At 71.7% G+C, this 22,736-nt stretch carries 25 protein-coding genes; 14 read left to right on the top strand and 11 right to left on the bottom strand.

Annotated features, from left to right (window positions below; all coding sequences use genetic code 11):
- The coding region (locus B9S58_RS16330; RefSeq protein WP_103532483.1) for an IS630 family transposase at positions 1 to 1,028 on the top strand (1,028 nt) is incomplete at its 5' end.
- 202 nt (positions 1,029 to 1,230) lie between these two features.
- Here B9S58_RS16330 and B9S58_RS16325 read toward each other — a convergent pair.
- Positions 1,231 to 4,065, bottom strand: a complete 2,835-nt coding sequence (locus tag B9S58_RS16325; protein WP_103532836.1) for a BTAD domain-containing putative transcriptional regulator — start codon at positions 4,063 to 4,065, stop codon at positions 1,231 to 1,233.
- A 99-nt stretch (positions 4,066 to 4,164) separates the two neighbouring features.
- Here B9S58_RS16325 and B9S58_RS16320 point away from each other — a divergent pair, with 99 nt between their 5' ends.
- On the top strand, positions 4,165 to 5,730 hold the full coding sequence (locus B9S58_RS16320; protein ID WP_103532835.1) for an MFS transporter: 1,566 nt from the start codon (positions 4,165 to 4,167) through the stop codon (positions 5,728 to 5,730).
- A gap of 82 nt (positions 5,731 to 5,812) precedes the next feature.
- On the opposite strand, the gene B9S58_RS16315 is transcribed toward B9S58_RS16320, so the two are convergent.
- Both B9S58_RS16315 and B9S58_RS16310 read right to left on the bottom strand, forming a co-directional pair.
- A complete protein-coding gene (locus tag B9S58_RS16315) occupies positions 5,813 to 6,676 on the bottom strand; it encodes a LysR family transcriptional regulator (protein WP_103532834.1) in 864 nt (287 codons plus the stop codon).
- A 1,057-nt stretch (positions 6,677 to 7,733) separates the two neighbouring features.
- Entirely contained in the window at positions 7,734 to 8,930 is a 1,197-nt protein-coding gene (locus B9S58_RS16310; RefSeq protein WP_103532833.1) for an NAD(P)/FAD-dependent oxidoreductase, read from the bottom strand.
- A gap of 185 nt (positions 8,931 to 9,115) precedes the next feature.
- On the opposite strand from B9S58_RS16310, the gene B9S58_RS16305 reads away from it, so the two are divergent.
- The 5 genes from B9S58_RS16305 to B9S58_RS16285 all read left to right on the top strand — a co-directional run bounded on the left by B9S58_RS16305 (position 9,116) and on the right by B9S58_RS16285 (position 11,896).
- A complete protein-coding gene (locus tag B9S58_RS16305; protein WP_103532832.1) occupies positions 9,116 to 9,568 on the top strand; it encodes a DoxX family protein in 453 nt (150 codons plus the stop codon).
- On the top strand, positions 9,565 to 9,996 hold the full coding sequence (locus B9S58_RS16300) for a Zn-ribbon domain-containing OB-fold protein (protein WP_103532831.1): 432 nt from the start codon (positions 9,565 to 9,567) through the stop codon (positions 9,994 to 9,996). The genes B9S58_RS16305 and B9S58_RS16300 overlap by 4 nt, the downstream gene beginning before the upstream one ends.
- 105 nt (positions 9,997 to 10,101) lie before the next feature.
- Positions 10,102 to 11,190 (top strand): hypothetical protein, encoded by a 1,089-nt coding sequence (locus B9S58_RS16295; RefSeq protein WP_103532830.1) that lies wholly within the window; start codon positions 10,102 to 10,104, stop codon positions 11,188 to 11,190.
- On the top strand, positions 11,097 to 11,447 hold the full coding sequence (locus tag B9S58_RS38005) for a hypothetical protein (RefSeq protein WP_181009333.1): 351 nt from the start codon (positions 11,097 to 11,099) through the stop codon (positions 11,445 to 11,447). The genes B9S58_RS16295 and B9S58_RS38005 overlap by 94 nt, the downstream gene beginning before the upstream one ends.
- Positions 11,447 to 11,896: a hypothetical protein gene (locus B9S58_RS16285; RefSeq protein WP_258044631.1), complete on the top strand. Its 450-nt coding sequence runs from the start codon at positions 11,447 to 11,449 to the stop codon at positions 11,894 to 11,896. The genes B9S58_RS38005 and B9S58_RS16285 overlap by 1 nt, the downstream gene beginning before the upstream one ends.
- A 43-nt stretch (positions 11,897 to 11,939) precedes the next feature.
- Here B9S58_RS16285 and B9S58_RS16280 read toward each other — a convergent pair whose 3' ends face one another.
- Positions 11,940 to 12,362 carry a hypothetical protein gene (locus tag B9S58_RS16280; protein ID WP_103532829.1) on the bottom strand — a complete coding sequence of 141 codons (423 nt, stop codon included), beginning with the start codon at positions 12,360 to 12,362 and terminating at the stop codon, positions 11,940 to 11,942.
- A 66-nt stretch (positions 12,363 to 12,428) separates the two neighbouring features.
- Between B9S58_RS16280 and B9S58_RS16275 the strand changes: the two genes are divergently transcribed.
- Both B9S58_RS16275 and B9S58_RS16270 read left to right on the top strand, forming a co-directional pair.
- Positions 12,429 to 13,250 carry a helix-turn-helix transcriptional regulator gene (locus B9S58_RS16275; RefSeq protein WP_181009332.1) on the top strand — a complete coding sequence of 274 codons (822 nt, stop codon included), beginning with the start codon at positions 12,429 to 12,431 and terminating at the stop codon, positions 13,248 to 13,250.
- Positions 13,247 to 13,498, top strand: coding sequence for a DUF397 domain-containing protein (locus B9S58_RS16270; RefSeq protein WP_103532828.1), 252 nt, complete (start codon positions 13,247 to 13,249; stop codon positions 13,496 to 13,498). Before B9S58_RS16275 ends, B9S58_RS16270 begins: the two co-directional genes overlap by 4 nt.
- 24 nt (positions 13,499 to 13,522) lie before the next feature.
- Here the strand turns inward: B9S58_RS16270 and B9S58_RS16265 are convergent, their stop codons facing one another.
- From B9S58_RS16265 to B9S58_RS16245, 5 genes are all read right to left on the bottom strand, one after another.
- Positions 13,523 to 13,843, bottom strand: coding sequence for a type II toxin-antitoxin system PemK/MazF family toxin (locus B9S58_RS16265; protein ID WP_103532827.1), 321 nt, complete (start codon positions 13,841 to 13,843; stop codon positions 13,523 to 13,525).
- Between the two features lie 5 nt (positions 13,844 to 13,848).
- On the bottom strand, positions 13,849 to 14,148 hold the full coding sequence (locus tag B9S58_RS16260; RefSeq protein ID WP_146063517.1) for a hypothetical protein: 300 nt from the start codon (positions 14,146 to 14,148) through the stop codon (positions 13,849 to 13,851).
- A 62-nt stretch (positions 14,149 to 14,210) separates the two neighbouring features.
- Positions 14,211 to 14,804: a hypothetical protein gene (locus B9S58_RS16255; protein ID WP_103532825.1), complete on the bottom strand. Its 594-nt coding sequence runs from the start codon at positions 14,802 to 14,804 to the stop codon at positions 14,211 to 14,213.
- Between the two features lie 29 nt (positions 14,805 to 14,833).
- Positions 14,834 to 15,742 carry a zinc metalloprotease HtpX gene (htpX, locus tag B9S58_RS16250; protein ID WP_103532824.1) on the bottom strand — a complete coding sequence of 303 codons (909 nt, stop codon included), beginning with the start codon at positions 15,740 to 15,742 and terminating at the stop codon, positions 14,834 to 14,836.
- A gap of 102 nt (positions 15,743 to 15,844) precedes the next feature.
- Positions 15,845 to 16,540 carry a pyridoxal 5'-phosphate synthase gene (locus B9S58_RS16245; protein ID WP_374935684.1) on the bottom strand — a complete coding sequence of 232 codons (696 nt, stop codon included), beginning with the start codon at positions 16,538 to 16,540 and terminating at the stop codon, positions 15,845 to 15,847.
- A gap of 74 nt (positions 16,541 to 16,614) precedes the next feature.
- Here B9S58_RS16245 and B9S58_RS16240 point away from each other — a divergent pair, with 74 nt between their 5' ends.
- Together B9S58_RS16240 and B9S58_RS16235 are read left to right on the top strand one after the other, a co-directional pair.
- The gene (locus tag B9S58_RS16240) at positions 16,615 to 16,899 is read left to right on the top strand and encodes a type II toxin-antitoxin system Phd/YefM family antitoxin (protein ID WP_103532822.1); all 285 of its coding nucleotides are present in this window, start codon (positions 16,615 to 16,617) and stop codon (positions 16,897 to 16,899) included.
- Positions 16,892 to 17,296 carry a twitching motility protein PilT gene (locus B9S58_RS16235; RefSeq protein ID WP_103532821.1) on the top strand — a complete coding sequence of 135 codons (405 nt, stop codon included), beginning with the start codon at positions 16,892 to 16,894 and terminating at the stop codon, positions 17,294 to 17,296. Before B9S58_RS16240 ends, B9S58_RS16235 begins: the two co-directional genes overlap by 8 nt.
- A gap of 64 nt (positions 17,297 to 17,360) precedes the next feature.
- Here the strand turns inward: B9S58_RS16235 and B9S58_RS16230 are convergent, their stop codons facing one another.
- The gene (locus B9S58_RS16230; protein ID WP_181009331.1) at positions 17,361 to 18,632 is read right to left on the bottom strand and encodes an acetyl-CoA acetyltransferase; all 1,272 of its coding nucleotides are present in this window, start codon (positions 18,630 to 18,632) and stop codon (positions 17,361 to 17,363) included.
- Positions 18,633 to 18,794: 162 nt separating this feature from the next.
- Here B9S58_RS16230 and B9S58_RS16225 point away from each other — a divergent pair, with 162 nt between their 5' ends.
- Both B9S58_RS16225 and B9S58_RS16220 read left to right on the top strand, forming a co-directional pair.
- Positions 18,795 to 20,021, top strand: coding sequence for an acyl-CoA dehydrogenase family protein (locus B9S58_RS16225; protein ID WP_103532820.1), 1,227 nt, complete (start codon positions 18,795 to 18,797; stop codon positions 20,019 to 20,021).
- Positions 20,018 to 20,503, top strand: a complete 486-nt coding sequence (locus tag B9S58_RS16220; protein WP_103532819.1) for a nitroreductase/quinone reductase family protein — start codon at positions 20,018 to 20,020, stop codon at positions 20,501 to 20,503. The genes B9S58_RS16225 and B9S58_RS16220 overlap by 4 nt, the downstream gene beginning before the upstream one ends.
- Before the next feature lie 242 nt (positions 20,504 to 20,745).
- Here the strand turns inward: B9S58_RS16220 and B9S58_RS16215 are convergent, their stop codons facing one another.
- Complete coding sequence (locus tag B9S58_RS16215; RefSeq protein WP_103532818.1) at positions 20,746 to 21,393, bottom strand: TetR family transcriptional regulator; 648 nt, start codon at positions 21,391 to 21,393, stop codon at positions 20,746 to 20,748.
- Positions 21,394 to 21,731: 338 nt separating this feature from the next.
- On the opposite strand from B9S58_RS16215, the gene B9S58_RS16210 reads away from it, so the two are divergent.
- A complete protein-coding gene (locus B9S58_RS16210) occupies positions 21,732 to 22,541 on the top strand; it encodes a VOC family protein (RefSeq protein WP_103532817.1) in 810 nt (269 codons plus the stop codon).
- Positions 22,542 to 22,736: the final 195 nt, after the last annotated feature.

The following is a 22,736-nucleotide window of genomic DNA, read 5'->3' as shown; positions in this document are numbered from 1 at the left end:
ATGCCGCTCTGCGGGCCCGCCTGGTGCTGTGGACGGCCGAGGGGCGGCGACGCAAGGACATCGCCGAACTCGCAGGAGTCGCACCGAATACGGTGGACCGCGCCAAGGCCCGTTACCTCGTGGGCGGGATTGCCCAACTGGCTTCCCGGAAACCCGGCGGCGGACGCGATCAGGTCCCCGCGACCACTCGGGCCCGGGTGATCGCATTGACGAAGACAACCCCGCCGACGGAATCGGGGCTGTCCCACTGGTCCACGCGGACGCTGGTCAATCACATGAAGCGGCGCGAGGGCATCTCGGTGTCCTGGCACTACGTCGCCCGCATCTGGCGGGAGGAGAACCTCAAGCCGCACCGGAACGGCACCTTCAAGATCTCGAAGGACCCCGCATTCGCGGACAAGGTCGCCGATGTCGTCGGCCTGTACCTGGCCCCGCCCGGCGGCGCGGTGGTGCTGTCCATTGACGAGAAGACGCAGATACAGGCGCTGGACCGAACCCAGCCGGTACTGCCGGTCACCTTCGGCGCGGGCGAGAAGCGCACCCACGACTACGTACGGCACGGCACCACCAATCTGTTCGCCGCCCTCAATGTCCATACCGGTGAGGTGACCGGCGAGTGCAGGCCGAGCCGGAACGGGGCAAGCTTCCTCGCCTTCCTGAAGAAGGCGACCAAGCCGCACGCCGGCAAGGAGATCCATGTCGTCCTGGACAACCTGTCCACGCACACCACGCCGGAGGTGAAGGCATGGCTGGAGAAGAACCCCCACATCCGCTTCCACTTCACTCCCATCGGTTCCTCATGGTTGAACCAGATCGAGATCTGGTTCGGGATCCTGACTCGGCAGTCCATTCGCCGGGGCACGTTCTCCAGCGTCAACGTCCTGGTCAAGCAGATCCGCGACTACATCAACTCCTGGAACGAGGACGCGAATCCCTTCACCTGGACCGCGTCCGCCGAAGAGATCCTCGCGAAGGTCCGCGTCGTCCAGACCAACATGAAGAAACTCGTTAATAACAACTCAAACTGACACGATCAGGATCACGAGACACTAGGGTGAACAGGTTTGTGCGGCTACTGCGTAATCGAGTAGGGCTGCGAACGAATACGTAGTCGCCCCGCTGTTCCGGCGGGGGCCGCCGGGCGCGGTGCCGGGCCGGCCCGGGAGTGAGCCGCGGGGCGTCAGAGGGCCCGGTGGCGTCCCCCGCTGAAGGGGCGGCGCACGAACCCGGTCACGGCCGGGGGACGAGGTCCAGTTCCGCCAGCGCGGCCGCGGCATGAGCGCCGTGGCCCGATGAATGGCTCTTGGCCAGTGCCCGGTTCAGGTGATACGTGGCGGCGTCCCGGTCGCCGTGGAGCCGTGCGGCCTGCCCCAGGCCGATCTCGGCACGGATCTCGCCCCTGGTGTAGGCGCGTTCGGCCGACACCGACAGCGCACGCTCGTACAGTTCCGTCGCCCGCTCGGTGCGGCCGCCGGCCAGAGCGGTCCGGCCGAGCCAGGTCAGCGTCTCGACGACCTCGGTCCACAGGCCGAGTTCCTCGGCCATCACGAGACCTTCGCGGTGCAGGCGTTCCGTCCGAACGCGGTCGCCCTCGCGTTCGGCCGCGAGCGCCAGGGACCGGGTGGCCCGGAGCTGGCCCCAGCGGTCGCCGACCTCGCGGAACAGCGCGGCGCCCAGTTCCGCGGATCCGTCCTGGGCCGGGGCGTGACTCGCGAGCTCGACCAGTGCCGCGGCCTCGCCCCAGCGGTCCCGGGCGGCGCGTGCGCCGGCCAGGCTCGCCTCCACCAGCTGCCGCCCCTCACGGTGGTGGCCGCGGCCGGTCAGCCCGGTGCCGACGAACCACTGCAGCCGGGCTCTCAGCACCGGGTCCCCGTCACCGGCGGTGAGGTCCTCGCCCGCTGGACCGGGCGCCGCGCCGCTCTGCGATGTGCGCAGCTCGATGCCGGCCAGCCAGGTCCGGGCCGTCCGGAGCGCGGCCGGGGCGGCCCCGCCGCCGGCCGCCAGCGCAGCCCGGAGCGACCTGCGGGCCTCGGTGAGCCGCCCGCGCAGGAACCAGTACCACGCCAGCGCGTTCACGAGCCGTACCGCGTATCCGGCGGCGCCCTGGGTGACCGCGAGATCCAGGGCGCGGCGCAGGTTGACGGTCTCCGCGTTGAGGTGCTCCAGGCAGCGCCGCTGGTCAGGGCCGCGCAGCCGCTCGCTCTCCCGTTCGGCCAACTCGGTGCAGTGGCGTACGAACCGCGTGCGTACGGCGCTCTCCTCGCCCGCCTCCGCCAGCCGCTCGGCGCAGTAGGCGGCCACCGATTCGAGCAGTCGGAACCGGTTTCCCTCACGGACCACCAGCGAGCGGTCCACCAGCCGGGAGAGCAGGTCGGGGATCCGTTCGGCGGGAAGGCCGTCGCCGGCGCAGACCGCCTGGGCGGACGGCATGACGCAGCCGTCGGCGTGCACGACGAGGCGGCGCAGCACGGTGCGCTCGTCCGTGCTCAGCAGCTGCCAGCTCCAGTCGAGCATGCCCCGCAGCGTCTGCTGACGGTCCGGAAGTCCGCGCACCCGGACGTCGGGCTGGGTGAACCGGTCGTCCAGGCGGGCGGCGAGGTCGTGCGGGCTCAGCGTCCGCAGACGGGACGCCACGAGTTCCAGGGCGAGCGGAATACCGTCGAGGCGACGGCAGACGGCGGAAACGGCCGCCGCGTTGTCCGCGTCGAGGACGAAGCCGGGCGCCGCCGCGGCAGCCCGCTCCACGAACAGTTCGACGGCGCTGGACCGGGCGACCGTCTGCGGATCGGTGTGCTTCGGCAGCGCCAGCGGCGGTACCGGATGCACCACCTCGCCGGGGATGTCCAGGGCTTCCTGGCTGGTGAGCAGGAAGTGCGCCGCGGGTACGGCCGACAGTACGGCGCCCGCGAGCACGGCGACCGGCTCGACGAGGTGCTCGCAGTTGTCCAGCAGGATCAGCAACTGCTTGTCGGCCACTGCCTGGCACAGCCAGCCCACCAGGTCGTCCAGGTCCGGCTCCGTCGCCGCGGTGTCGCACAGGCCCAGCGTCGTGATGACGCGTTCGGCGATGTCGTCCGGGGCCGACGTGACGCCCAGGCCGGCCAGTTCGACCAGCCACACCCCGTCGGCGAACCGCCCGGCCGCGTCGCGCGCCGCGGCGATCGCCAGCCGTGTCTTGCCCACGCCACCGAGGCCGGTGAGGGTGACGAGGCGGGTGTTCGCGCCGGGGTTCAGCCGTGCCAGCAACTGATCGGCCGCCTCGCGCCGGCCGATCAGCGGAGTCAGCGGGGTGGGCAGGTTCGTACGGCACGACAGCGACCCGATCGCGGGCGTGGCCAGCTGCGGCTCCTGGCGCAGGATCGCCTCGTGCAGTGCGGAGGCTTCCGGACCGGGTGACGCCCCCAGTTCCTCGGCCAGCTCCCGCCGCAGGTCCTGGAAGCTCTGCAGCGCGTCGCCCTGCCGCCCGGCCCGGTACAGGGCGCGCATATGGGCCATGCGCAGCCGCTCGCGCAGCGGGTGGCGCCCCACCAGGGTCCCCAGCTCCGCCGCCAGCGCCGTGTGCTCGCCCAGGGTCAGCCGCACCTCCGCGTGGTCCTCGACCACGTCGAGGCGCAGCTCTTCCAGCCGGGTGATCTCGCCGCGGGCGAAGAGGGACTCGGCCACATCGGCGTAGGCCGGGCCGCGCCACAACGCGAGCGCGTCGGCTAACAGGTCCGCCTTCACCGCCGGTTCCCGGTGGGCGCGGGCGCGGTCGGCCAGCTCCTGGAACCTCCGCGCGTCGACCACGTCGTCCGCGAGCAGCAGCCGGTAGCCGGCGGGCTCACGGACGACCTGCTCCCGGCCCAGCACGCGGCGCAGCTGGGAGACCTTGGTCTGCAGCGTGTTGGCCGACCCGCTCGGCGGGTTGTTCGCCCACAGGTCCTCGATCAGGCGGTCCGCCGGCACCGGTCCGCCGCCGTGGACGAGCAGATTCGCCAGCAGGGCGCGCACCTTCGCTTCGGGGACCTTGACCGGCCGCCCCTCGGCGTCCCAGACGGCCAGCGGGCCGAGCACCCCGTAACGCATGGCCGCAGTGTATCGCCGAACGACCCTCAGGAAACCGTGCGTGAGGGTCGGCACAGTGGCGATCACATAGTGCCGAGACTCGAAGAGCATGGGAGTGCCATGAGCACAACGACCGTACGCAGGGCGGGCGCCCGGGAATGGGGAGGGCTGGCCGTCCTCTCGTTGCCCACCGTGCTGCTGGGCCTCGACGTCACTGTGCTGTACCTGGCCCTCCCCTCACTGGCCGAGGATCTGCAACCGTCCGGCACCCAAGAGCTGTGGATCATGGACGCCTACGGCTTCCTGATCGCCGGTTTCCTGCTCACCATGGGCACGCTGGGTGACCGGATCGGCCGTCGCAGGCTGCTGATGATCGGAGCCGCGGCCTTCGGGGTCGTCTCGGTACTGGCGGCCTACGCCACCAGCGCCGACATGCTCATCGTCGCGCGTGCGGCCCTCGGGATCGCTGGTGCCACGCTGATGCCGTCCACGCTGGCCCTGATCAGCAACATGTTCGCCGACCAGCGCCAGCGCTCCTTGGCCATCGGTGTCTGGGCGACGAGCTTCGCGCTCGGCATGGCGCTTGGGCCGGTGGTCGGCGGAGTGATGCTGGACCACTTCTGGTGGGGTTCGGTGTTCCTGCTCGCGATCCCGGTCGCGGTCGTGCTGCTGGTGGCCGCACCGGCCCTGATCCCCGAGTACCGGGCACCCCGGAGCGGCAGGTTCGACCTGCTCAGCGTCACGCTGTCGCTGATCGCGATCCTGCCGGTGGTCTACGCGGTGAAGCGGTTCGCCAAGGACGGCTTCGACGGGCCCATGATCGCCGCCGCGCTGATCGGCGTGGTCTTCGCGGTGCTGTTCGTCCGCCGCCAGGGCAAGCTGGAGAGCCCGCTGCTGGACGTTCGCCTGTTCACCAACCGGACGTTCAGCGCCGCGCTGAGCGTGCTGCTCGTCGGCCTCGTCGGCGTCGGCGGTTCGATGCTGCTGATCACCCAGCAGCTCCAGTTCGTGGAGGGGCTGCCCCCCGTCGAGGCGGGGCTGTGGATGGGACCGCCGGCCCTGCTGATGTTCCTGGCGGCGATCGGTTCGCCCCTGGTCGCGCGCCGGGTGCCGCCGGGACTCGTGGTGGCGGCGACCCTGGCCCTGTCCACGGTCGGGTACGTGCTGCTCGCCCTGGTGGGCTCCTCGGGCGGCATCGCCCTGATGGTGATCGGTTTCGGCCTCGTCTATCTCGGGCTCGGGGCGATCGCGGCCCTGGGCACGGACCTGGTGGTAGGAGCCGCGCCGGCGGAGAAGGCCGGTTCGGCATCGGCGATGTCGGAGACCGTGCAGGAGCTGGGCCTCGCCCTGGGCGTGGCGATCCTGGGCAGTCTGGCCACCGCGGTCTACCGCAACCGGATCGACGACGAGATTCCCGCCGGTACCCCGTCGGAGGTGGCCGACGCCGCGGGTGACAGCCTCGCCGGCGCGGTCTCCTCGGCACAGCAGATGCCCACCGGCTGGCTCGACCTCGCCAAGGAAGCCGCCACCTCCGGGATGAACACGGCGATGGTCGTGGCCGCGGCGTGCACCGTGGTGCTCTCGTTCCTGTCCGCCGTCGTGCTGCGGCACGTCGGCGTCATCGGCGGCGACGAGCCGGAGCCCGGCGAGGAGGTCCCGGCGGAACCGGCGAAGTCGAAGGTCTGACGCGGCCGGGCCCGCACCCGTCGCCCCCGCGGGCCGGGCGACGGGTGCGGGGGCGGGTGCGGGGGCGAACCGCGAGCCCGGGCTACTCGACGCCCTCCGCCACCACGTTCCGTGCCAACTGGATGAAGGAGCGCAGCGCCGGATGCCGATTGTTGGATGCCCAGACCAGGTACACCGGCACCGCGGGCGCGTCGCGAAGAGGAAGGTAGCTGATCTCGGCATGTGGGTGCATCCATGCGGTGGAGGCCGGGGTCACGCCGATACCGACACCGGCGGCGATGTAGCTCTGCCAGTCGTCGATGGTGTCCACCTCCACCGCCACCCCGGGTTGCCCGCCCTCCTCCCACAGGTCGAGGTTGGTGGTTCCGGAGAACGAGTTGATCACCAGCGGATAGCCGACCAGGTCCCGCAGCAGGACCTCGTCCATCGAGATGAGCGGGCAGCCCGAGGGGACCGCGACGACCCGGGGTTCCATGGCGAGGAGTTCCCTGTACAGACTGGGCCGCCCGGTCTGCGTGCGCATGATGGCCACGTCCGACAGGCCGCTGGTGAGCCCGCCCGCGGGATCGTCGACCCGTTTCAGGCGTACCAGCACCTCCGGGTTGGTCTCCTGCCACCGGCGCAGTATCTCGCTGGTGTGCACACCGATCGCCGACCAGGCGTGCCCCACGCGCAGGGCGCGCACCCGGTGCAGGTCCGAGCGCATGGCATCGTCGAACGCGGTGACGGCGGCATCGGCCTTGGCGCAGAACACCTTTCCCGAAACCGTCGGCTGCACCCCCTCCGCGGAGCGTTCCAACAGAGGTTGTTTCACGTGGCGTTCCAATTCCGCGAGTCTGCGGGACACCGCGGACTGGGCCATGTGCAGACGGGTCGCGGCCTTCGAGATGCTGCCTTCGTCGACCGCCATGAGGAACGTCCTCAAGTGGTGGATTCCCACAGCCATGACGCTGCTTTCCTTTCGCAGAGGAATGCGAGGAATGCGAGGAATACGGGGAATGCGGGGGAGTGCACGGAAACCGCCCTGGTGCGCATGTGGTGAGAGCGAGAAGCCCGCCGGGCAGTGAGCGCCGACCCGCCATGGTGGAGAGCTGTCCGCCAGGCGGACAGAAGGATTCAGGGCAGCCCGGGGCCCACTCGGTCAGAACCGTGCCTGCTTCATCGGGCACCGGAAGGCTGCACGCACCCAGCCCCGCTCCTTCACCCACCCCCCGATCGCCGGTGGGCCTAATGCGTCGGCCTCTCCATCGCTCATCGGCACGGACCTTCCAGGGAACCGCCAGAAGTCGTCGCAGCGCCGCCCGGCCCCCTCGGCGCGGCGGCCTTCATTCCTGCCCTTGCAGGTCAGCCCCGTATGCGGGGAAAATACCGCTACGGGTCGGGGAGATATTCACAGGGTCGGTTCCCGCGAAAAACCGGCCATGATTTCTGGGTCAACTCAGTGCTTTTCTGTAGAGCATCTCACTTGTCACCCCCCCCCGCATGGGCGTAGAGAGAATGACGAATGCAGGCACGTGACAGGACGGCCCTGGAGTCGGTGAGCCGGAAATTGCCTGTGCCCACGACGGCCACAGCCTTCAGTGTGACCGGTGAGGTATGCGGGTTCAACAGCATCTCGGCGAAGGACTGATTTACACCTGTCACAAGACGGGGGCCCGGGTTGCGGGGAGGCCTGCGGCCGAGGCGTTCCTGTGCAGGTAGGGCGCCGGGAGTAACCGTGGGGACCAAGGGGTGGAGCGGCGGTCCGAACCGCCTCGTGTGGCGGGAAGTGAGCGCGCCCCGCCTCGAATGGCAGAAATTCGGCACATCTTGTTTCGGACACCGGAAGCGTGCCCGCCGCCCGACCCCACCCCGGTGAAGGCGATGTGCCGATAAAGGTTCTTATCCTTCACCGGGTATCAATGTGAGGTGAGGGGGCTTTCGTCGTGTGTTTACCCGGAGTTGCTGTCGGATCAGCTGGGTGGCGCGGCGTGTGCGGTTGCGGTGAATTTCTCCGGGAGCTTTCAGCGCGACGCCCGTGCCACCTTCTTGGCGATCTTCTCGGCGTCCAGGGCTATTTCGCGGAGCATCCCGCTTATCGGGTTGGTGAAGCCGGTGAAGTAGAGCCCCGGGGCCCCCTTCGGCGAGCGGCCGCCGTGGGTGACCGGGCGGCCCTGTCCGTCCAGGACGTCCAGATGGCCGAGCAGCGGCTCCAGGGCGCGGTCGTAGCCGGTGGCCGTGATGACGGCGTCCGGGGTGAGGCGGGTGCCGTCGGCCAGGACCACCGTGTCCTGGTCGAAGGAGGCGACCGTCGCCACCGGGGTGACCCGGCCGGCCTTCACCGCGGCGATCAGGCCGACGTCCTGGACCGGGGTGGCGCCTTCCTTCATGCGGGAGTACAGGCCCGTCGTGGGGCGGGGGAGGCCCCGGCCGCCGAGGTCGGGGGAGGCGACACGGCTCAGCAGGCCGCTCGCCCGGTCGACGAGCCACACCGGCAGGTGGCGGATCAGGATGCCCGCCGCCTGTGCCGGCACGCCCGCCGTCGAGCGGCGCACGATGTGCGGGGCGGTGCGCACCGCGATCCGTACCCGTGAGGCCCCGCCCTCCGCCAGGTCCGCCGCTATCTCCGCGCCCGTGTTGCCGATGCCGACGACCAGGACGTCCCGGTCCGCGTACGGGGCCGGGTTGCGGTACCCCGCCGCGTGCAGCAGCTCGCCCGTGAACGTCTCGCTCCCCGGCCACCGGGGGATGCGCGGGGTGTGGTTGAAGCCGGTGGCGACGACGACCGCGCGGCCCCGCAGGACCCGCCCGCCCGTCGCGGTGAGCTGCCAGTCGCCGGAGCCGTCGGGGGCCGGGTCGATCCTGGTCGCCTCGACGCCGGTCACCACTTCCAGCCCGTGGTGCTCGGTGTACTTCTCCAGGTACCGCACCACGTCGTCCCGGCCCACCCAACGCCCGAACCCGCGCGGCATCTTCAGCCCCGGCAGCGCCGACCAGCGGCGGGTCGTGTGCAGACGCAGCCGGTCGTAGTGGCCGCGCCAGGACGCACCGACCCGGTCCGACTTCTCCAGGACCACCGCCCGTACGCCCCGGGCGCGCAGTGCGGCGGCGGCGGCGAGACCTCCGGGGCCGCCGCCGATGACGTAGACGGGGCGGTCGTCCGTACGGTCGGTGAGGGCGACGGCGTCGTGGCTGTCCGCGGTGGACGGGCTGTTGGGCATGGTTCGGAGCGTAATCGCCCATTCTGTTGATGGGTCTCGGTCAAGAGGGAAAACGATTGCGAATTGATCACGGGGGTGCGGGGCGTCGCGGGGCCGCCCGCACTGAGGTGCGTGCGCACCTCTTGCGCCGGGACCGGGCATCCGCTGAACTGACGTATCGTCAGAAACGGTTTTCTGGAGGCCCGATGCAGACGATCTGGCTCAGCGGTGCGGAATGGCTCGCCGTCCTGCGCATAGGCCTCGGCCTGTGGTGGCTGGAGAGCTGGCGGCACAAGGACAAGAAGGGCTGGTTCGAACGCGGTACGGGCATCGCCTGGGCGGCGGACGTCGCGGGCAAGCACCGTTGGGGCGTGGTGCGCACGGGCTTCCGGCGGATCGTCGCGCCGCACCCGAAGCCGATGGCGTACATCGTCGTCTACGCGGAACTGGCCCTCGGGCTGGGTCTGGTGGCCGGATTCCTGACCCCTCTCGCCCTGATCGCCGGACTCCTCCTCAACCTGCTCTACCTGGTCCTGATGATCCACGACTGGGCCGAGCAGGGGCAGAACGCGATGATGGCGCTGATCTCCCTGGTGGCCCTGTTCGCCATGGCCTGGCAGACGTGGTCGCTGGACGCGGCGTTCGGGCTGTTCCCGTGACGCGCGAGCGGGCGGTGGGCCCGCGCTTCGACCTCCCGGAGCCGGACGCCTTCACCCGCCCCTACTGGGACGCGGCGGCGGAAGGACACCTGCTCCTGCGCCGCTGTGGCGGGTGCGGCCGGGCGCATCACTACCCGCGTGAGTTCTGCCCGTACTGCTGGAGCGAAGACGTCGGGTGGGAGCGTGCGAGCGGGGACGCGAGCCTCTACACGTGGTCCGTCGTCCACCGCAACGACCTGCCGCCGTTCGGCGGGCGCGTGCCGTACGTCGCCGCCGTCGTCGACCTCGCCGAGGGGCCCCGGATGATGACGGAGATCGTGGAGTGCGCGCCCGCAGGCCTCCGCATCGGGATGCGGCTGACGGTCACGTTCCGGGGCGCGGAGGGGAGCGGCGGGGAGGCCGTGGCGGTCTTCCGGCCCCGGGCCTGAGAAGCGCTCCGCCGAACCGGCCCCGGCCGGAAAGCGGCCTGCGCGCCGCTACCACCTGTGGAAGGGTGGCGGCGGCGTGTGATCCACGGGGGCGGGAGGGGCAGCGTGCGACTGTCGGGGGAAGTCAAAGGCCTGGCGCTCCTGGTGGAGTTGGAAGGGGTCCGGCACCCGGGGCTGGCGGTCGGGCACGCCGGCCTCCATCCGTTCACCGGGGTGGGGCCGGGAGGGAGCCTCTTCGCCCTCGGGCGCCTGCACGGGCTGACCACGCTCGCCTCCCTGGACGAACTCCCTTTCTCGGCGCCCGTCGACGCGCGGTGGTGCGTCCACCGGGACGAGGAGGGCGACATCGCCGTCTTCGGGCCCGGCGGCCTGGTGCTGGCGTACGACCTCCACCTGGAGCTGCCGCCCGGCTGGCAGGAGGCGGCGGCAGCGACGGGCTCGCTCCTGCTGCTCGTCTCCCATGTGCTGCCACCCGCGGACGACATGGTCGGTGTGCTGATGGAGGAGACCCGGCAGGGGACGGTCTGCTCCGGCCGGGTGCGGTTCGGCCCGCCCGACCTGGAGGCGGCCGGGCCGCCCACGGTCACGTACGTCCTCGACGCTCTCTCCGTCCTCGCGGAGCTGGCGCTCCACGTGCGCGACCGCGTCCTGCCGCTCGAAGCGGCCAAGCTGCGCGCGCGAGAGCTAGAAGCGGTACGGCGGAGCCTGGAGGCGGAGCACGGCCTGTCCGCCGAGGCGATGCTGGACCAGCTGACGGCGGACGGGCTCGGGAGCCGGTGTGCGCCGGCCGAGATGGAGTACCTCCACTGGCGGCTGGTCACCGAGGTCGCCGAGGCGTGCGGGGCGGAGGCCGTCTGGCGGGCCGCGGCCCTGCGTACGGTCGAGACCGCCGCACCGGTGGTCGCCGATCGGCGCGACCGCGCGGTGTTCGAGGAGGCCGACGCGGTGGCGACCCGGCTGGTCGAGAAGCTTGAGGGCTCCGTGGATCCCGCCGGGTCCGAAGGGCTGCCCGCGGTGCTGCTGGCGGCCGCCCGGCTGCGGCTGGCGGTCTCGGGCCGGAGGACCGGGGCGGCGACGTCTACGCCGGGGAGGGGCGGACCGTGCGGGCCGCCCAGCGCTCCGTGGACCTGTACCGCTCACTGCGCCGGCCATGGGCCCGCGACGACCGGCCGCTGGAGTTCGACGCCCGGCTGAGGGACGAGGCGCGAGCGCTGCTGCACCGGGCGGCCGGGTCGGACCACGCCCCGGACGGGCACGCGGGTACGGATACGGAGCACGGCGGCACGCTGCGCCCGCAGGCTCTCGCGTCGTTGGCCCAGACGCTCGACGGAGACGGAGACGGAGACGGCGGCGGAGACGGCGGCGAGGGCGGAGACGGGAGTGGAGACGGAGACGGGGGCGGGGGCTGGGGCGTGGACCGGGACCTGGCGGGGCCGCGTTCGACGCCCTGATGGACGCGCCCACGACAGGCCCGCCCGATCTCCTCCTCTTCCTGCTCCGGCTCGACCCCGCCCGGCGGCCCGTCGCCCGCCTCATCGACCCGGGCGTACGCACCCGCCCGGCGGCGGCCGGTCCCGGCACCGGACTCAGCTTCACGGTCACCACCGGCATCGTGGACCTGGGCGTCGAGCGGCAGCCGGACACGGGTCCCGGCCGGGAGGAGTGGATCGTGCGCGGCCACGGGGCGTCCCAGCCGGACCCGCAGTGGGAGTTCCGCCGCCTGCGTCGCCTGCCGCCGGTCGGCGATCACCCGGTGGCCGCCCTGGTGGAGCTCGTTCCCGGCCTGGTGAACACGGCGGAGGTGCTGGTCGCCGCCGAGCTGGAGCACCGCAGCTGGGGCGTCCGCCGCTACCGGGCGCGCCTGGGGCCCGCGTCCCGCGGCATCACGCTGGGCCCGTGAGCCCTCTCCGTCCGCCGCCCGCCGCGCTCACCCGTTACTCCTCCTACTCCTCCTCCGCCGGGGCCAGCTGGGCCAGCACCAGCCCGTGCAGCAGCTCCGGATCCACGAACTCGTCCTCCTCCGGCGCCCCGCACCGCCAGCTCAGCGGGTAGGTGTTGCCGTCCGGGGCGGGGATGCCCACCCACTGGTCACGCGCGGCCGGCCCGAAGCACGTCGCGCCCGGCGGCCAGTCGTACCCGTCGCTCGCCCCCGGCGGGATCAGGAAGTACGTCCACCGCGCCCCCGCCATCTCCCGCACCACCGGGCCCGGTTCGCCCTCCGTCAGGGTGGCGAGGTGCTGGAGCACGGCCTCGCCCCGGACGCCCCGGAGCCGGATGGCGTCGAAGTAGATACCGGAGAGGTGCAGTTGATGCCCGGCGGTGGGTACCCATTCGGGGTGTTTCTTGCTCGTCGTGGCTACGAGCATTCCGCCGAATGCGTAGCGTGACCAGCACGACACGGTCCACATCGATGTGATGTGGGGAGGGTGGTGATGGCTGTGGGGACCAGTGGTGAGCTGACGCACGGACGGCGGCTCGTGGGAGAGCTGATCCGTATCCACCGGGTACGGGCCGGGCTCACGCAGAAGACGGCGGCGGATCAGCTGCTGATCTCGGAATCCCTGATGGGGGCGGTCGAGCGGGCGGAACGCATCCCCTCGCGCGACCTGCTGGCGGACGCCGAGCGGGTGTTCGCGGCGGGCGGGGCGCTGGAGGCGTGCTGCGAGCTGGTGGACGAGGAGAAGTATCCGCCGAAGTTCCTGGACTGGGCGCGGCTGGAACGGCTCGCGCGGGTCATCAGCGCGTACGAGACGATGCTGATTCCGGGCCTGCTCCAGACGGAGGCGTACGCGAACGCGCTGTTCCGTTCGCACGTACCGGCGTACTTGGAGGCCGAGGTCGTCCGGCTCGTCGAAGCGCGACTGGAACGGCAGGCGGTGCTGACCCGCAAGTCGCCGCCGCGTATCGGGTACGTCATCGAGGAGTCGGTCCTGGACCGGACGCTGGGCGGACCGGAGGTGCTGAAGGAGCAGCTGCTGCACGTGCTGGACTGCATCGAGCGGTTCAACCACCTGACGGTTCAGGTGATGCCGACGGATCAGCACGCGCACGCGGGGTTGATGGGGCCCATGCAGTTGATGTCCACGGCGGAAGGGCGCAATCTGCTGTACGTGGAGGGGCAGGGCGGCGGTAGGTTGATCTCGAAGCCGGAGCAAGTGAGCGACCAGCTCGACCTCTTCGGCATCCTGCGGGCCCAGGCGCTCAACCCCTGGAAGTCGGCGGAGATCATCGAGACGAAGGTGAGACAACTGTGAGCCACGGACCCGGACTGACCTGGTTCAAGTCCAGCTACAGCGGTAATACGGGCGAAGCCTGCATCGAAGTCGCCTACGACTGGCACAAGTCCAGTTACAGCAACAACGAGGGCGAAGCCTGCGTGGAGGTCGCCACCTGCCCCCACACCGTCCACGTCCGCGACTCCAAGGTCACCGACGGGCCCGCCTTCGCCGTCGCCCCGGCCGCCTGGACCGCGTTCCTGGACCACGCGGTCACAAGCGGCTGATCACAGCCCCGGCGCCTCGGCGTCCTAGAGTGCGAGTGCGGCGCGCAGTCCGGCCGAGACCTTCATCATGGTCTGCGGGGACAGCGCGCCGCGATCCTCCTCCAAGTCGGTGCGGTACAGCAGGGCTACGTCGTCGCAGAGCACGCGTCCCACGAGAGGGTCCGCCGAGCCGAGTTCGATGATGGTCGGCAACTCGGGTTTCGTGCTGGTGGTGAGCCGGACCGCCAGGCAGTCCTGTAGGGCTCGGTTACGAGCATTGTTGGAGACGACGAGCCAGGGGTTGCGCCCATTGCCGATGTCGGCCGTGTAGACCCGGCCGCGGATGGGGGTGAGTGCGTTGCCCATGGAGGTCAGACCTCCGGTCGAGCGCTGCGAGCCCGCATGGCGCGACGCGCGGAGGCGTCCTCGTCGTCCTGGGCGGCGGCCAGAGCGGCATAGCCGGTGAGCATGGCGTGCTCGGTCACCGCGATGCGTCCAGCGGTGAGAAGGGCATGAAGGGTCTCGGCTTCCGAGGCGTCGTCGGGCAGCCTTATACCCGCCATCTGCTCAAGCGCCTCGTGTTCCGGTGACCCCGCCGTTCGGAGGCGTTCGATGTGGGCCTGATCCTCTTGGCTGAGGGGGACACTCTTGCGGACCCTCGTGTTCGCCATGCTGTATAGCATGCGGCACATTGTGCAGCAGTTCAAGCTGCATAATGTGCCGCAAACGTAGGTCACAACCCCGGCGCACCCCACACCGGGAACCACCGGGACAGGTCCTTCTCCACCCGGAGGTCGTCCCCGAGGGCGCCCCGCACCTGGAGCTCCAGCTGGTTGTCCCGCTTCTCGGCACCGCCGGGCAGCGGGACGAACGGGTAGAACGTGCCGCGCTTGTACAGGTACACGAGCGCCAGCGACCGGCCCCCGGCGCCCTCCCCGTCCCGGAAGCCGATCAGCGAGCACAGCAGGTGCGGGCCGAAGCCGCCGTCCTGGAGCAGGGTGTTCACCGCATGGAGGTCGTTGACCAGGCCCGCCGTGTCGTCGGCCGGGTGGCTGGCCAGCAGCCAGGTGTAGCCGTACGCGTCCCGGCTGAACTCCACCGGGATGCCGCCGCGCTCCGTATCCGCGTCGAGCAGCTCCCGTACGTCCTCCTGGAGGCGCGCGAAACCGCCGCCCTCCACTCCTGCGAAGCAGACCGAGCCCAGACCGGTCGGGGTGAGGCCGGTGGCGGCCTGGAGGGTGAGGGCGGCCGAGGGGACGGCGAAGAGCTGGTCGAGGTCGGGGCGGACCGGTTTGCTCCGGCCGAGGATCACGTCGAGCAGGCCCACGGGCGTAACTCCTTAGAACGTTGAAACGCTCAGCGGGACAGGTCGGTGGAGATGCGGGACAGCTGGTCCAGACGCTGCTCCAGCGTCGGGTGCGAGGAGAACAGCCGCCCCAGGCTCTCCTTCGAGGAGAACGCCGGCATGAAGTAGAACGCGTTGTACGGCTCCGCCTTCCGCAGGTCCTCGGTCGGGATGCGGGCCATCTGCCCGCTGATCTTCGTCAGGGCCGAGGCGAGCGCGGAGGGCCGGCCGGTGAGCAGGGCGGCGGCCCGGTCGGCGGACAGCTCGCGGTAGCGGGAGAGCAGCCGGGTCAGCAGGAAGCTGATCGCGTACACGACGGCGCTGATCAGCGGGATCAGCAGGAGCAGGATGCCCGCCGGGTCGTTGCCCGGCCTGCTGCGGGCGAAGCCGCCCCACAGGGCGATACGGGTGATGATGCCCGCCAGCACCCCGAGGAACGAGGCGATCGTCATGACGGCGACGTCCCGGTGCGCGACGTGCGACATCTCGTGGGCGAGGACGCCCTCCAGCTCCTGTGGCTCCAGTCTGCGCAGCAGGCCCGTCGTCGCGCAGACCAGGGCCGTCTTCTCGCTGCGGCCGGTGGCGAACGCGTTCGGTACGTCGCTGTCGGCGATGGCCACCTTGGGCTTGGGCATGTCGGCCAGCGCGCAGATGCGGTCGATGGTGCCGTGCAGCTCGGGGGCCTGCTCGGGGGTGACCTCGCGGGCGCCCATGCCGTACGCGGCGATGCGGTCGCTGAACCAGAACTGGGCGATGAACAGGCCGCCCGTGATGACCAGGATGATCGGCCAGGAGCCCCGCAGGGCCGCGAGGAGCACGCCCACGAAGACGACATAGAGCAGGCCGATCAGGAACATGGTGGTGACCATGCGACCGGTCAGGCCCCGGTCGGGGGCGTAGCGGGAACGGGCTCGTGGCATCGGTGCCTCCCAACAGCTCACCTCTCACCTGACTCCCATAGTGCCCCTTTACGGTGAGAACCGGGTAAACGTTCTGTTTGCGCCGGTCGCTGTCCGCGCCGGTCAGGGCCAGAGCAGCTCGCGCGTCCAGCCGTCGTTCTCCGGGCCGCTCGCCGGGCCGCTCTCCGGGCGCCGGTAGCGCAGCCGGATGTGGCGTCGCCGGGCGTCGCCCTGGAAGAACTCGACCTCGGCCGGCTCGACCACGTACCGGGTCCAGGTCGGGGCCTCCGTGTCCGGTTCCACCCGGGCCCGCTCCCAGGCGGCGTCCGCCGCCCGGTGCAGCTCCGCCACCGAGCCGACGACCTCGCTCTGGGTCCCGGTCAGGGCTGCGGCCAGCGCCCCCGTGGACCGGGCGTGCAGGTCGGCGTGGCTCTCGGCGGGTGTGCAGCGGACGACCGGGCCCCGGACCCGCACCTGGCGCCCCCGCGCGGGCCAGTAGAAGCCGAGCGCGGCGTGCGGGCGGGCGGCGAGCTGGTGGCCCTTGGCGCTGGTGGCGTGCGAGGCGAAGTGGAAGCCCCGCTCGTCCGCGTCGTGCAGCATCAGCGTCCGTACGTCGGGCAGCCCCTCGGCGTCGGCGGTGGCGAGGCTCATCGTGTGCGGCTCCGGCTGCCCCGCCGCGACGGCCTCGGCGAACCAGGTGTGGAAGAGGGGGACCGGGGCGGGCGGGGCCGACTCCGGGGCGAAGGACGGCAGCGCGGTGTCCCAGACGCGCTGGGCGTGCAGGAGGTCGCGGAAGGTGTGCGGTGTGTGGTCGCTCATGGAGGCCATTGGACCGCACAGGGCTCCGTCCGCAGGATGTAGCACTTTGAGACACACCACGCTACCGTGGAGAAATGAAGACCATCACGCAGCGGGAGTTCCGTAACAAGTCCGCAGAGGTCATGGATGCCGTGGAGGGCGGTGAGACCTTTCACATCACCCGGAACGGCATAGAGGTCGCCGAACTGCGCCCCCTGAGTCGCAAGAGGCAGCTCAGCGCCGAGGAGCTCACGGCCCGGCACCGGCGGCTGCCCCGGGTGGACGGCGCGCTGCTGCGTCACGAGGCGGACGAGTTCTTCGGCGCGGAGGACCGGGTGGGCGACGATGACCGGGACCTTTGGGGGCGCAACGGTGGCTGAGCGGCACCGCACAGGAGTGCTCGACACCTGTACGTACATCGATCTCGACGTGCTGGAGCCGGAGCGGCTGCCCGTACTGCCTGTCCTCACCGCGGTCTCGCTGGCCGAACTCCAGCAGGGAGTGGCCATGGCCAAGGATCCGTCGGTCCGGGCCGCTCGGATGGAGAAGCTGGGGGCGGCGGTGGCCGACTTCGAACCGCTCCCTTTCGACGCGGACGCCGCCGCGCGCTACGGGACCCTGGTCGCTCTCGTTCTCGCGGCCCGTCGCGACCCTCGGCCGCGACGCCTCGACCTGATGATCGCGTCCATCGCATCGGTCCGGGATCTGCCGCTCTACACGCGGAACGCCGATGACTTCAAAGGGCTGGAGAGTGCGCTCACTGTCGTCGGGCTGTGAGTCGGGCGGGGCGGCCGGGCTGTGAGTCGGGCGAGGCCGCCGGGACGCACGGGGCCGGAACCCGTCACCCCCGCCCCAGCACCACCGTCCCCGCCGAGCAGAACCAGCCGCCCGTCCCCGAGGCCACCGCCAGCTCCGGCAGGCGGCCCCCGGCCTTGTGCGCCTGACGCGCGCCGGCCTCGCCGCGCAGCTGCCGTACCGCCTCCACCAGCAGGAACAGCCCGCGCATCCCGGGGTGACAGGCGGACAGACCGCCGCCGTCCGTGTTCACCGGGAGCTCGCCGCGCAGCCCGGTGCGGCCCTTCTCGACGAACGCGCCGCCCTCGCCCTTCGCGCAGAAACCCAGGTCCTCCAGCGTCACCAGCGTCATGTACGTGAACGCGTCGTAGATCTCGGCCAGGTCGATGTCGGCGGGCCGCACCCCGGCCCGTTCGAAGGCGAGGCGGCCGGAGACGGCGGCGGGGGAGACCGTGAAGTCCTCCCACTCGGACATCGTGGAGTGCGAGACGTGCTCGCCGGCCCCCAGGATCCAGACGGGCGCCTTCGCCGTGTCGGGGACGTACTCCTCGGCGGCCAGCAGCACCGCGCACCCCCCGTCGCTGCGGATGCAGCAGTGCAGCTTGGTGAACGGGTCCGCGATCATCGGGCCCGACAGCACGTCGTCCACCGTGATCGGCTCCCGGAACATCGCCTCCGGGTTCGCCGCCGCGTTCGCCCGCGCCGTCACCGCCACCTCGGCGAGCTGCTCCAGCGTCGTGCCGTACGCGTGCATGTGGCGGCGGGCGGCCATCGCGTACTTGGCGATCAGCGAGTGCCCGTACGGCACCTCGAACTGCGACGGCCCCCGCGCCCCGAACGAGAGGTTCGAGGTGCGGCGGCCCGCCTTGATGTCGGCCCGTGCCGTCGATCCGTAGACGAGGAGCACCGCCCGCGCGCGGCCCGCCGCGATGGCGTCCGCCGCGTGGGCGGCCATCACCTCCCAGGTGGCGCCGCCCACCGCCGTCGAGTCGACCCAGGTGGGCCGCAGCCCCAGGTACTCGGCGACCTCCACCGGGGCGAGCGTCCCGAGCCCCGCGGAGGCGAAACCGTCGACGACCGAGCGGTCGAGGCCCGAGTCGGCGAGCGCGCGGCGGGCCGCCTGGGCGTGCAGGGCGTACGGAGTGGCGTCGTCGACGCGACCGCAGTCCGCGAGCGATACGCCGACGACGGCGACCTTGCGCGGACGGCGGGAGGCGGCAGGGGGAGCCGGGGCGGAGGGAGCCGGGTTGGGGGTAGCCGGGTTGGGGGTAGCCGGGCTGGGGGAAGTCGGGTTGGGGGAAGCCGGGGCCAGGGACATGAATCTGACAGTACATCAGGTCACGGCCCCCGTAACCGGGCGTACGCAACGACTCCCTTCGCCCGCGAGCGTGCGCAACCCTGGGAATTCCCCCACCCCGCACCTAATATGACGGCTCGTCAGATCAGGGGTCGCCGGCCCCTGGGTGGAAGGAGCCCGCAGATGGACGCCGCCGTCACCGCGGAACAGCACGAGATCCGCCGCACCCTGCGCGACCTGCTCGCCCGGGGCGCCGGACCCGACGCGATCCCCGCCGCCGTGTCCACCGCCGAGGGCTACGACCCGGTCCTGTGGTGCAGGCTCGCCGGGGACCTCGGGCTGCCGGGCCTCGCGCTCGCGGAAGAGTACGGCGGGGCGGGCTGTACGGCCACCGAGCTGGCCCTCGCCTGCGAGGAGACCGGGCGCGCGCTGCTGCCCTCGCCGCTGCTCGCCACCGCCGTCCTCGCCGCACCCCTGATCGCCGCCCTCGGCACCCCGGACCAGCGGGCCGCCCTGCTGCCCCGGATCGCCGAGGGCACCCTGACCGCCGCCCTCGCCGTCCCCGGCGGCTCGCTCGCCACGGCCCTCGGCCTCACCGGCGACAACCGCGACGGGACCTGGGCCGGCGGCGGCCGGGCCGGCGGCATCCAGGTCCGCGGGTCCGAGGGCGGCGGCCGGCGGCTCTACGGGGAGGCCGACCGGGTCCTGGACGGGCACAGTGCGGGGCTGCTCCTGGTCGCCGCCCACGCCGGGGGGTATCCGCGCAGCCGTACGCTCCTGTTCCTGGTGGACGCCGACGCGGACGCCGAAGCGGCGGGGCTGGTGCGTACCCGGCTCACCTCGCTCGACGAGACCCGCCCGCTCGCCCGCGTCGAACTGCGCGACACCCCGGCCGAGCTCCTCGGCGCGGACGACACCGCCGACGCGGCCGACGCGCTCGCCACAGCCGGGCGCACGGCCGCCGCGATCCTCGCCGCCGAGGCGGTCGGGACGGCGGCGAGCGCCCTGGAGCGCACCGTGGCATACGTGAAGGAGCGCGAACAGTTCGGCAGGGCCGTCGGCTCGTTCCAGGCCGTCAAGCACCGCCTCGCCGACCTGTACGTACGGGTCGAGGCGGCCCGCTCCGCCGCGTACCACGCCGCCCGGGAGCCGGACGCCGGGCCGCTCGCGCTCGCCCAGGCCATGGAGGCGGCCCGGATCACCACCGGGGAGGCCGTCCAGCTGCACGGCGGCATCGGCTTCACCTGGGAGCACGAGGCGCACCGCTACCTCAAGCGGGCGGCGGGCGACGAGCTCCTCTTCGGCCCGGTCCACCGGCTGCGCGACCACGCGGCGCGGCGGGCCGGACTCTTCGGCGTCGCCGCCGCTTCCCCGCCCGCCGGCCTCGCGCACGGGGCAGGCGTCCGATGACCGGCGCCCGTGGCGCGCGCTTGGCCCAGAAGGTCTCCTCGACCCGTGCCTTCGCGCGGATCGCCCCGCACGTGGTCCCCGCCCTGGACCGGGCGGTGCACCGGCTCACCCGGGGAAAGGTGCTGCTCAGCGCCCGCATGTTGCCGGGGCTCGTCCTCACGGTGCCCGGGGCGCGCACGGGCCGGCCGAGGACCACACCGCTGGCCTGCATGCCGGAGGGGGAGGCGGAGAGCGGCTGGATCCTGGTCGGCAGCAACTTCGGCCGTACGGGGCATCCGGCCTGGACCGCGAACCTGCTGGCCCGCCCGGACGAGGCCGTCGTCAACTGGCGCGGCCGGGACATCCCGGTGCGCGCGGCCCTGCTGGAGGGCGAGGAGCGGGCCCGGGTGTGGGAGGCCGCGCTCGTGTTCTGGCCGCCGTACGCGGCGTACCAGCGGCGGGTGGAGCGGCAGATCCGGCTGTTCCGGCTGGAGCGGCGGTAGCGGGCCCCCGGGCCCGGCCCTCAGGTCCGGCCCCCAGGTCCGGTCCACGAGTTCAGCTCGGCCCTCAGGTCCGGCCCACGATTCTCGGCAGGCCTCTCCTCCGGGAACGCCGACGGCGGACCACCCGCAGGGGCGCGTGGGTGGTCCGCCGTCGGTGAGACAGGACGTGGGGGCGTCAGGCTGGGCGGGTGCCCGCCCGGCGGCGAGGGGCGTCCGGGGCCGGTGGGCCTCCTGCGCCCGGCCTACTTCGTCGGCTTCTTGCCGGTGATGCCGAGGTGCACCAACAGGGCGAGGTTCGGACGGAGTTCGGCCTGCTTCACACCCCAGGTGGTGAAGCCCTTCTGGTGCGAGGCGACCGCGGCCAGCATCGCCACCAGGGAGCCCGCCATCGCCGCCGGACTGACGTCCTTGTCGACCTTGCCCTTGCTCTGGAGCTCCTTCACGGAATCCGTGAGGGAGTTGGTGACCGAGTTCAGGATCTTCATGCGGATCTTGTAGAACCGCTTGTCCCCCTCGGCCGCGCCGAGGTCGATCACGCGGAGGATCGCGTCGTTGTGCCGCCAGAAGTCGAGGAATCCCTCGACGAGTTGCTCGGAGGCCGCCCAACCGGCCTTGCCGACCCAGGAGCGTCCGGCGACCAGTTCGGTCAGTCCGGCACCCTCCTTGGCGACTTCCTCGGCGATTTCGAGGACGGCGCCCTCCACGTCGGGGAAGTACTGGTAGAAAGTCGCGGGTGAAGTCCCGGCCTTCCGGGCGACGTCGATGACTTTGACGTCCCGGTACGGCGAGGAGCTGAGCATCTCGCTGAGGCAGTCGAGCAGCTTCTGCCGCGTCGCCTGGCCGCGTCGACCGGCCACACGGCCGTCGACGGTGCGTACTTGTCCTGTCATGCCGTCAGCTTACCGAGGGGTGATGGGAGCGCGATTTGGCCGACTGCAAATGGGGAACGCCGCAGGACCGGCCGGGTGCGCGAGGGTGAGGAGCGGCGCTTTTCGGCCGCGGTGCGCGAGGGGCCCGGAGCTGAGGGCGTCGCCGGATGTAAATGTTATCAACAGCCTGTGGATAACTTCGGTGGACAACTTTCGTCCACATGGTGGGCGCTCCCTTCATTGATCAGTCAAAGGTTCTCTTCAGGTACGTCCGGTCAGGTGCGTCCGGGGCGCGCGGGGCCGAAGGTGACGTTACGTTGACTGTGACGGGCGTCACTGCTACGGAAGGACCCGGTCCCATGGCCGCATTCGCGCACTCCGCGCCGTGCTGGGCGGACGTGCAGCTCTCCGACCTCGAAGCGGGCAAGCGCTTCTACGGCGGGCTCTTCGGCTGGACCTTCCGAGCGGGCGACGGCATGCCCTTCGCGGACGCGCTCAGCGACGGCCGGCTGGTCGCCGCGCTCGCAGCCAAGAAGGACGGCCGGATGCCCACGGCCTGGGGCGTCTACTTCGCCACCGACGACATCCGGGCCACCGTCGCCGCGATCCGCGAGCACGGCGGCCAGATCATCACCGACCCGGTACGGGCGGGCCGCGCCGGGGTCGTGGCGCAGGCGGCCGACCCCGGGGGCGCGGTCTTCGGGCTCTGGCAGCCGGAGGAGCGCGCCGGTTTCGAGAAGCAGAACGACCCCGCCTCCTTCTGCTGGACCGAGGTCTACACCCGGCAGCCGGACCGGGTGGACCCCTTCTACGAGAAGGTCTTCGGCTTCCACGGCACCGACCTGGACGAGGCGGGCCACGACCTCTCCGGCGACACCGAGGCGCTGGTCGACTTCCGGACGTGGTCCCCCGAGGGCGCCGAACCGGGCCCGCACACCGCCGTCGGCGGCCGCAGCGTCATCACGGACGCGTTCCCGGCCGAGATGCCGAGCTACTTCCTCGTCTACTTCGCCGTCGCCGACTGCGACGCCGCCGCCGAACTCGCCGTACAGCTCGGCGGCCGGGTCGCCCAGCCGCCCTTCGACATCCCCTCCGGCCGGATGGCCGTCCTGCACGACGACCAGGGGGCCGCCTTCGCTGTACTGCAGCCGGGCGAGCCGCTTCCGTAACCCGGTGTGGGGGGATACCGCCCGAAGTGACATGAGACACCCACATCCGCCCCCGGGTTCGCAACCGGGGCCCGGGCCAGGAAGAATCGGGGTGCGTACCGCCAGGTGATGCCCAGTGGTGAGACCCTGCACAGGGCGCGCTGCGCAGGGTGGGATTCGACCGGGCGGTAATTCGCGGACCTCGTCGCCGAGGTC

Origin of the sequence: Streptomyces sp. SM11 (assembly GCF_002910905.1) — a bacterium.
Classification (GTDB): Bacteria; Actinomycetota; Actinomycetes; order Streptomycetales; family Streptomycetaceae; genus Streptomyces.
This window is presented reverse-complemented; position numbering and strand designations above follow the sequence as displayed.

Bases quoted from the DNA above. Each gene is read 5' to 3' on its own strand.
- B9S58_RS16245 (WP_374935684.1), bottom strand. From the start codon at position 16,540: ATGAGCGACCACACACCGCACACCTTCCGCGACCTCCTGCACGCCCAG.
- B9S58_RS16305 (WP_103532832.1), top strand. From the start codon at position 9,116: ATGCAGACGATCTGGCTCAGCGGTGCGGAATGGCTCGCCGTCCTGCGC.
- B9S58_RS16210 (WP_103532817.1), top strand. From the start codon at position 21,732: ATGGCCGCATTCGCGCACTCCGCGCCGTGCTGGGCGGACGTGCAGCTC.
- B9S58_RS16315 (WP_103532834.1), bottom strand. From the start codon at position 6,676: ATGGCTGTGGGAATCCACCACTTGAGGACGTTCCTCATGGCGGTCGAC.
- B9S58_RS16215 (WP_103532818.1), bottom strand. From the start codon at position 21,393: ATGACAGGACAAGTACGCACCGTCGACGGCCGTGTGGCCGGTCGACGC.
- B9S58_RS16220 (WP_103532819.1), top strand. From the start codon at position 20,018: ATGACCGGCGCCCGTGGCGCGCGCTTGGCCCAGAAGGTCTCCTCGACC.
- B9S58_RS16275 (WP_181009332.1), top strand. From the start codon at position 12,429: ATGGCTGTGGGGACCAGTGGTGAGCTGACGCACGGACGGCGGCTCGTG.
- B9S58_RS16240 (WP_103532822.1), top strand. From the start codon at position 16,615: ATGAAGACCATCACGCAGCGGGAGTTCCGTAACAAGTCCGCAGAGGTC.
- B9S58_RS16310 (WP_103532833.1), bottom strand. From the start codon at position 8,930: ATGCCCAACAGCCCGTCCACCGCGGACAGCCACGACGCCGTCGCCCTC.
- B9S58_RS16325 (WP_103532836.1), bottom strand. From the start codon at position 4,065: ATGCGTTACGGGGTGCTCGGCCCGCTGGCCGTCTGGGACGCCGAGGGG.
- B9S58_RS16260 (WP_146063517.1), bottom strand. From the start codon at position 14,148: ATGGCGAACACGAGGGTCCGCAAGAGTGTCCCCCTCAGCCAAGAGGAT.
- B9S58_RS16230 (WP_181009331.1), bottom strand. From the start codon at position 18,632: ATGTCCCTGGCCCCGGCTTCCCCCAACCCGACTTCCCCCAGCCCGGCT.
- htpX (WP_103532824.1), bottom strand. From the start codon at position 15,742: ATGCCACGAGCCCGTTCCCGCTACGCCCCCGACCGGGGCCTGACCGGT.
- B9S58_RS16265 (WP_103532827.1), bottom strand. From the start codon at position 13,843: ATGGGCAACGCACTCACCCCCATCCGCGGCCGGGTCTACACGGCCGAC.
- B9S58_RS16320 (WP_103532835.1), top strand. From the start codon at position 4,165: ATGAGCACAACGACCGTACGCAGGGCGGGCGCCCGGGAATGGGGAGGG.
- B9S58_RS16280 (WP_103532829.1), bottom strand. From the start codon at position 12,362: ATGCTCGTAGCCACGACGAGCAAGAAACACCCCGAATGGGTACCCACC.
- B9S58_RS16285 (WP_258044631.1), top strand. From the start codon at position 11,447: ATGGACGCGCCCACGACAGGCCCGCCCGATCTCCTCCTCTTCCTGCTC.
- B9S58_RS16225 (WP_103532820.1), top strand. From the start codon at position 18,795: ATGGACGCCGCCGTCACCGCGGAACAGCACGAGATCCGCCGCACCCTG.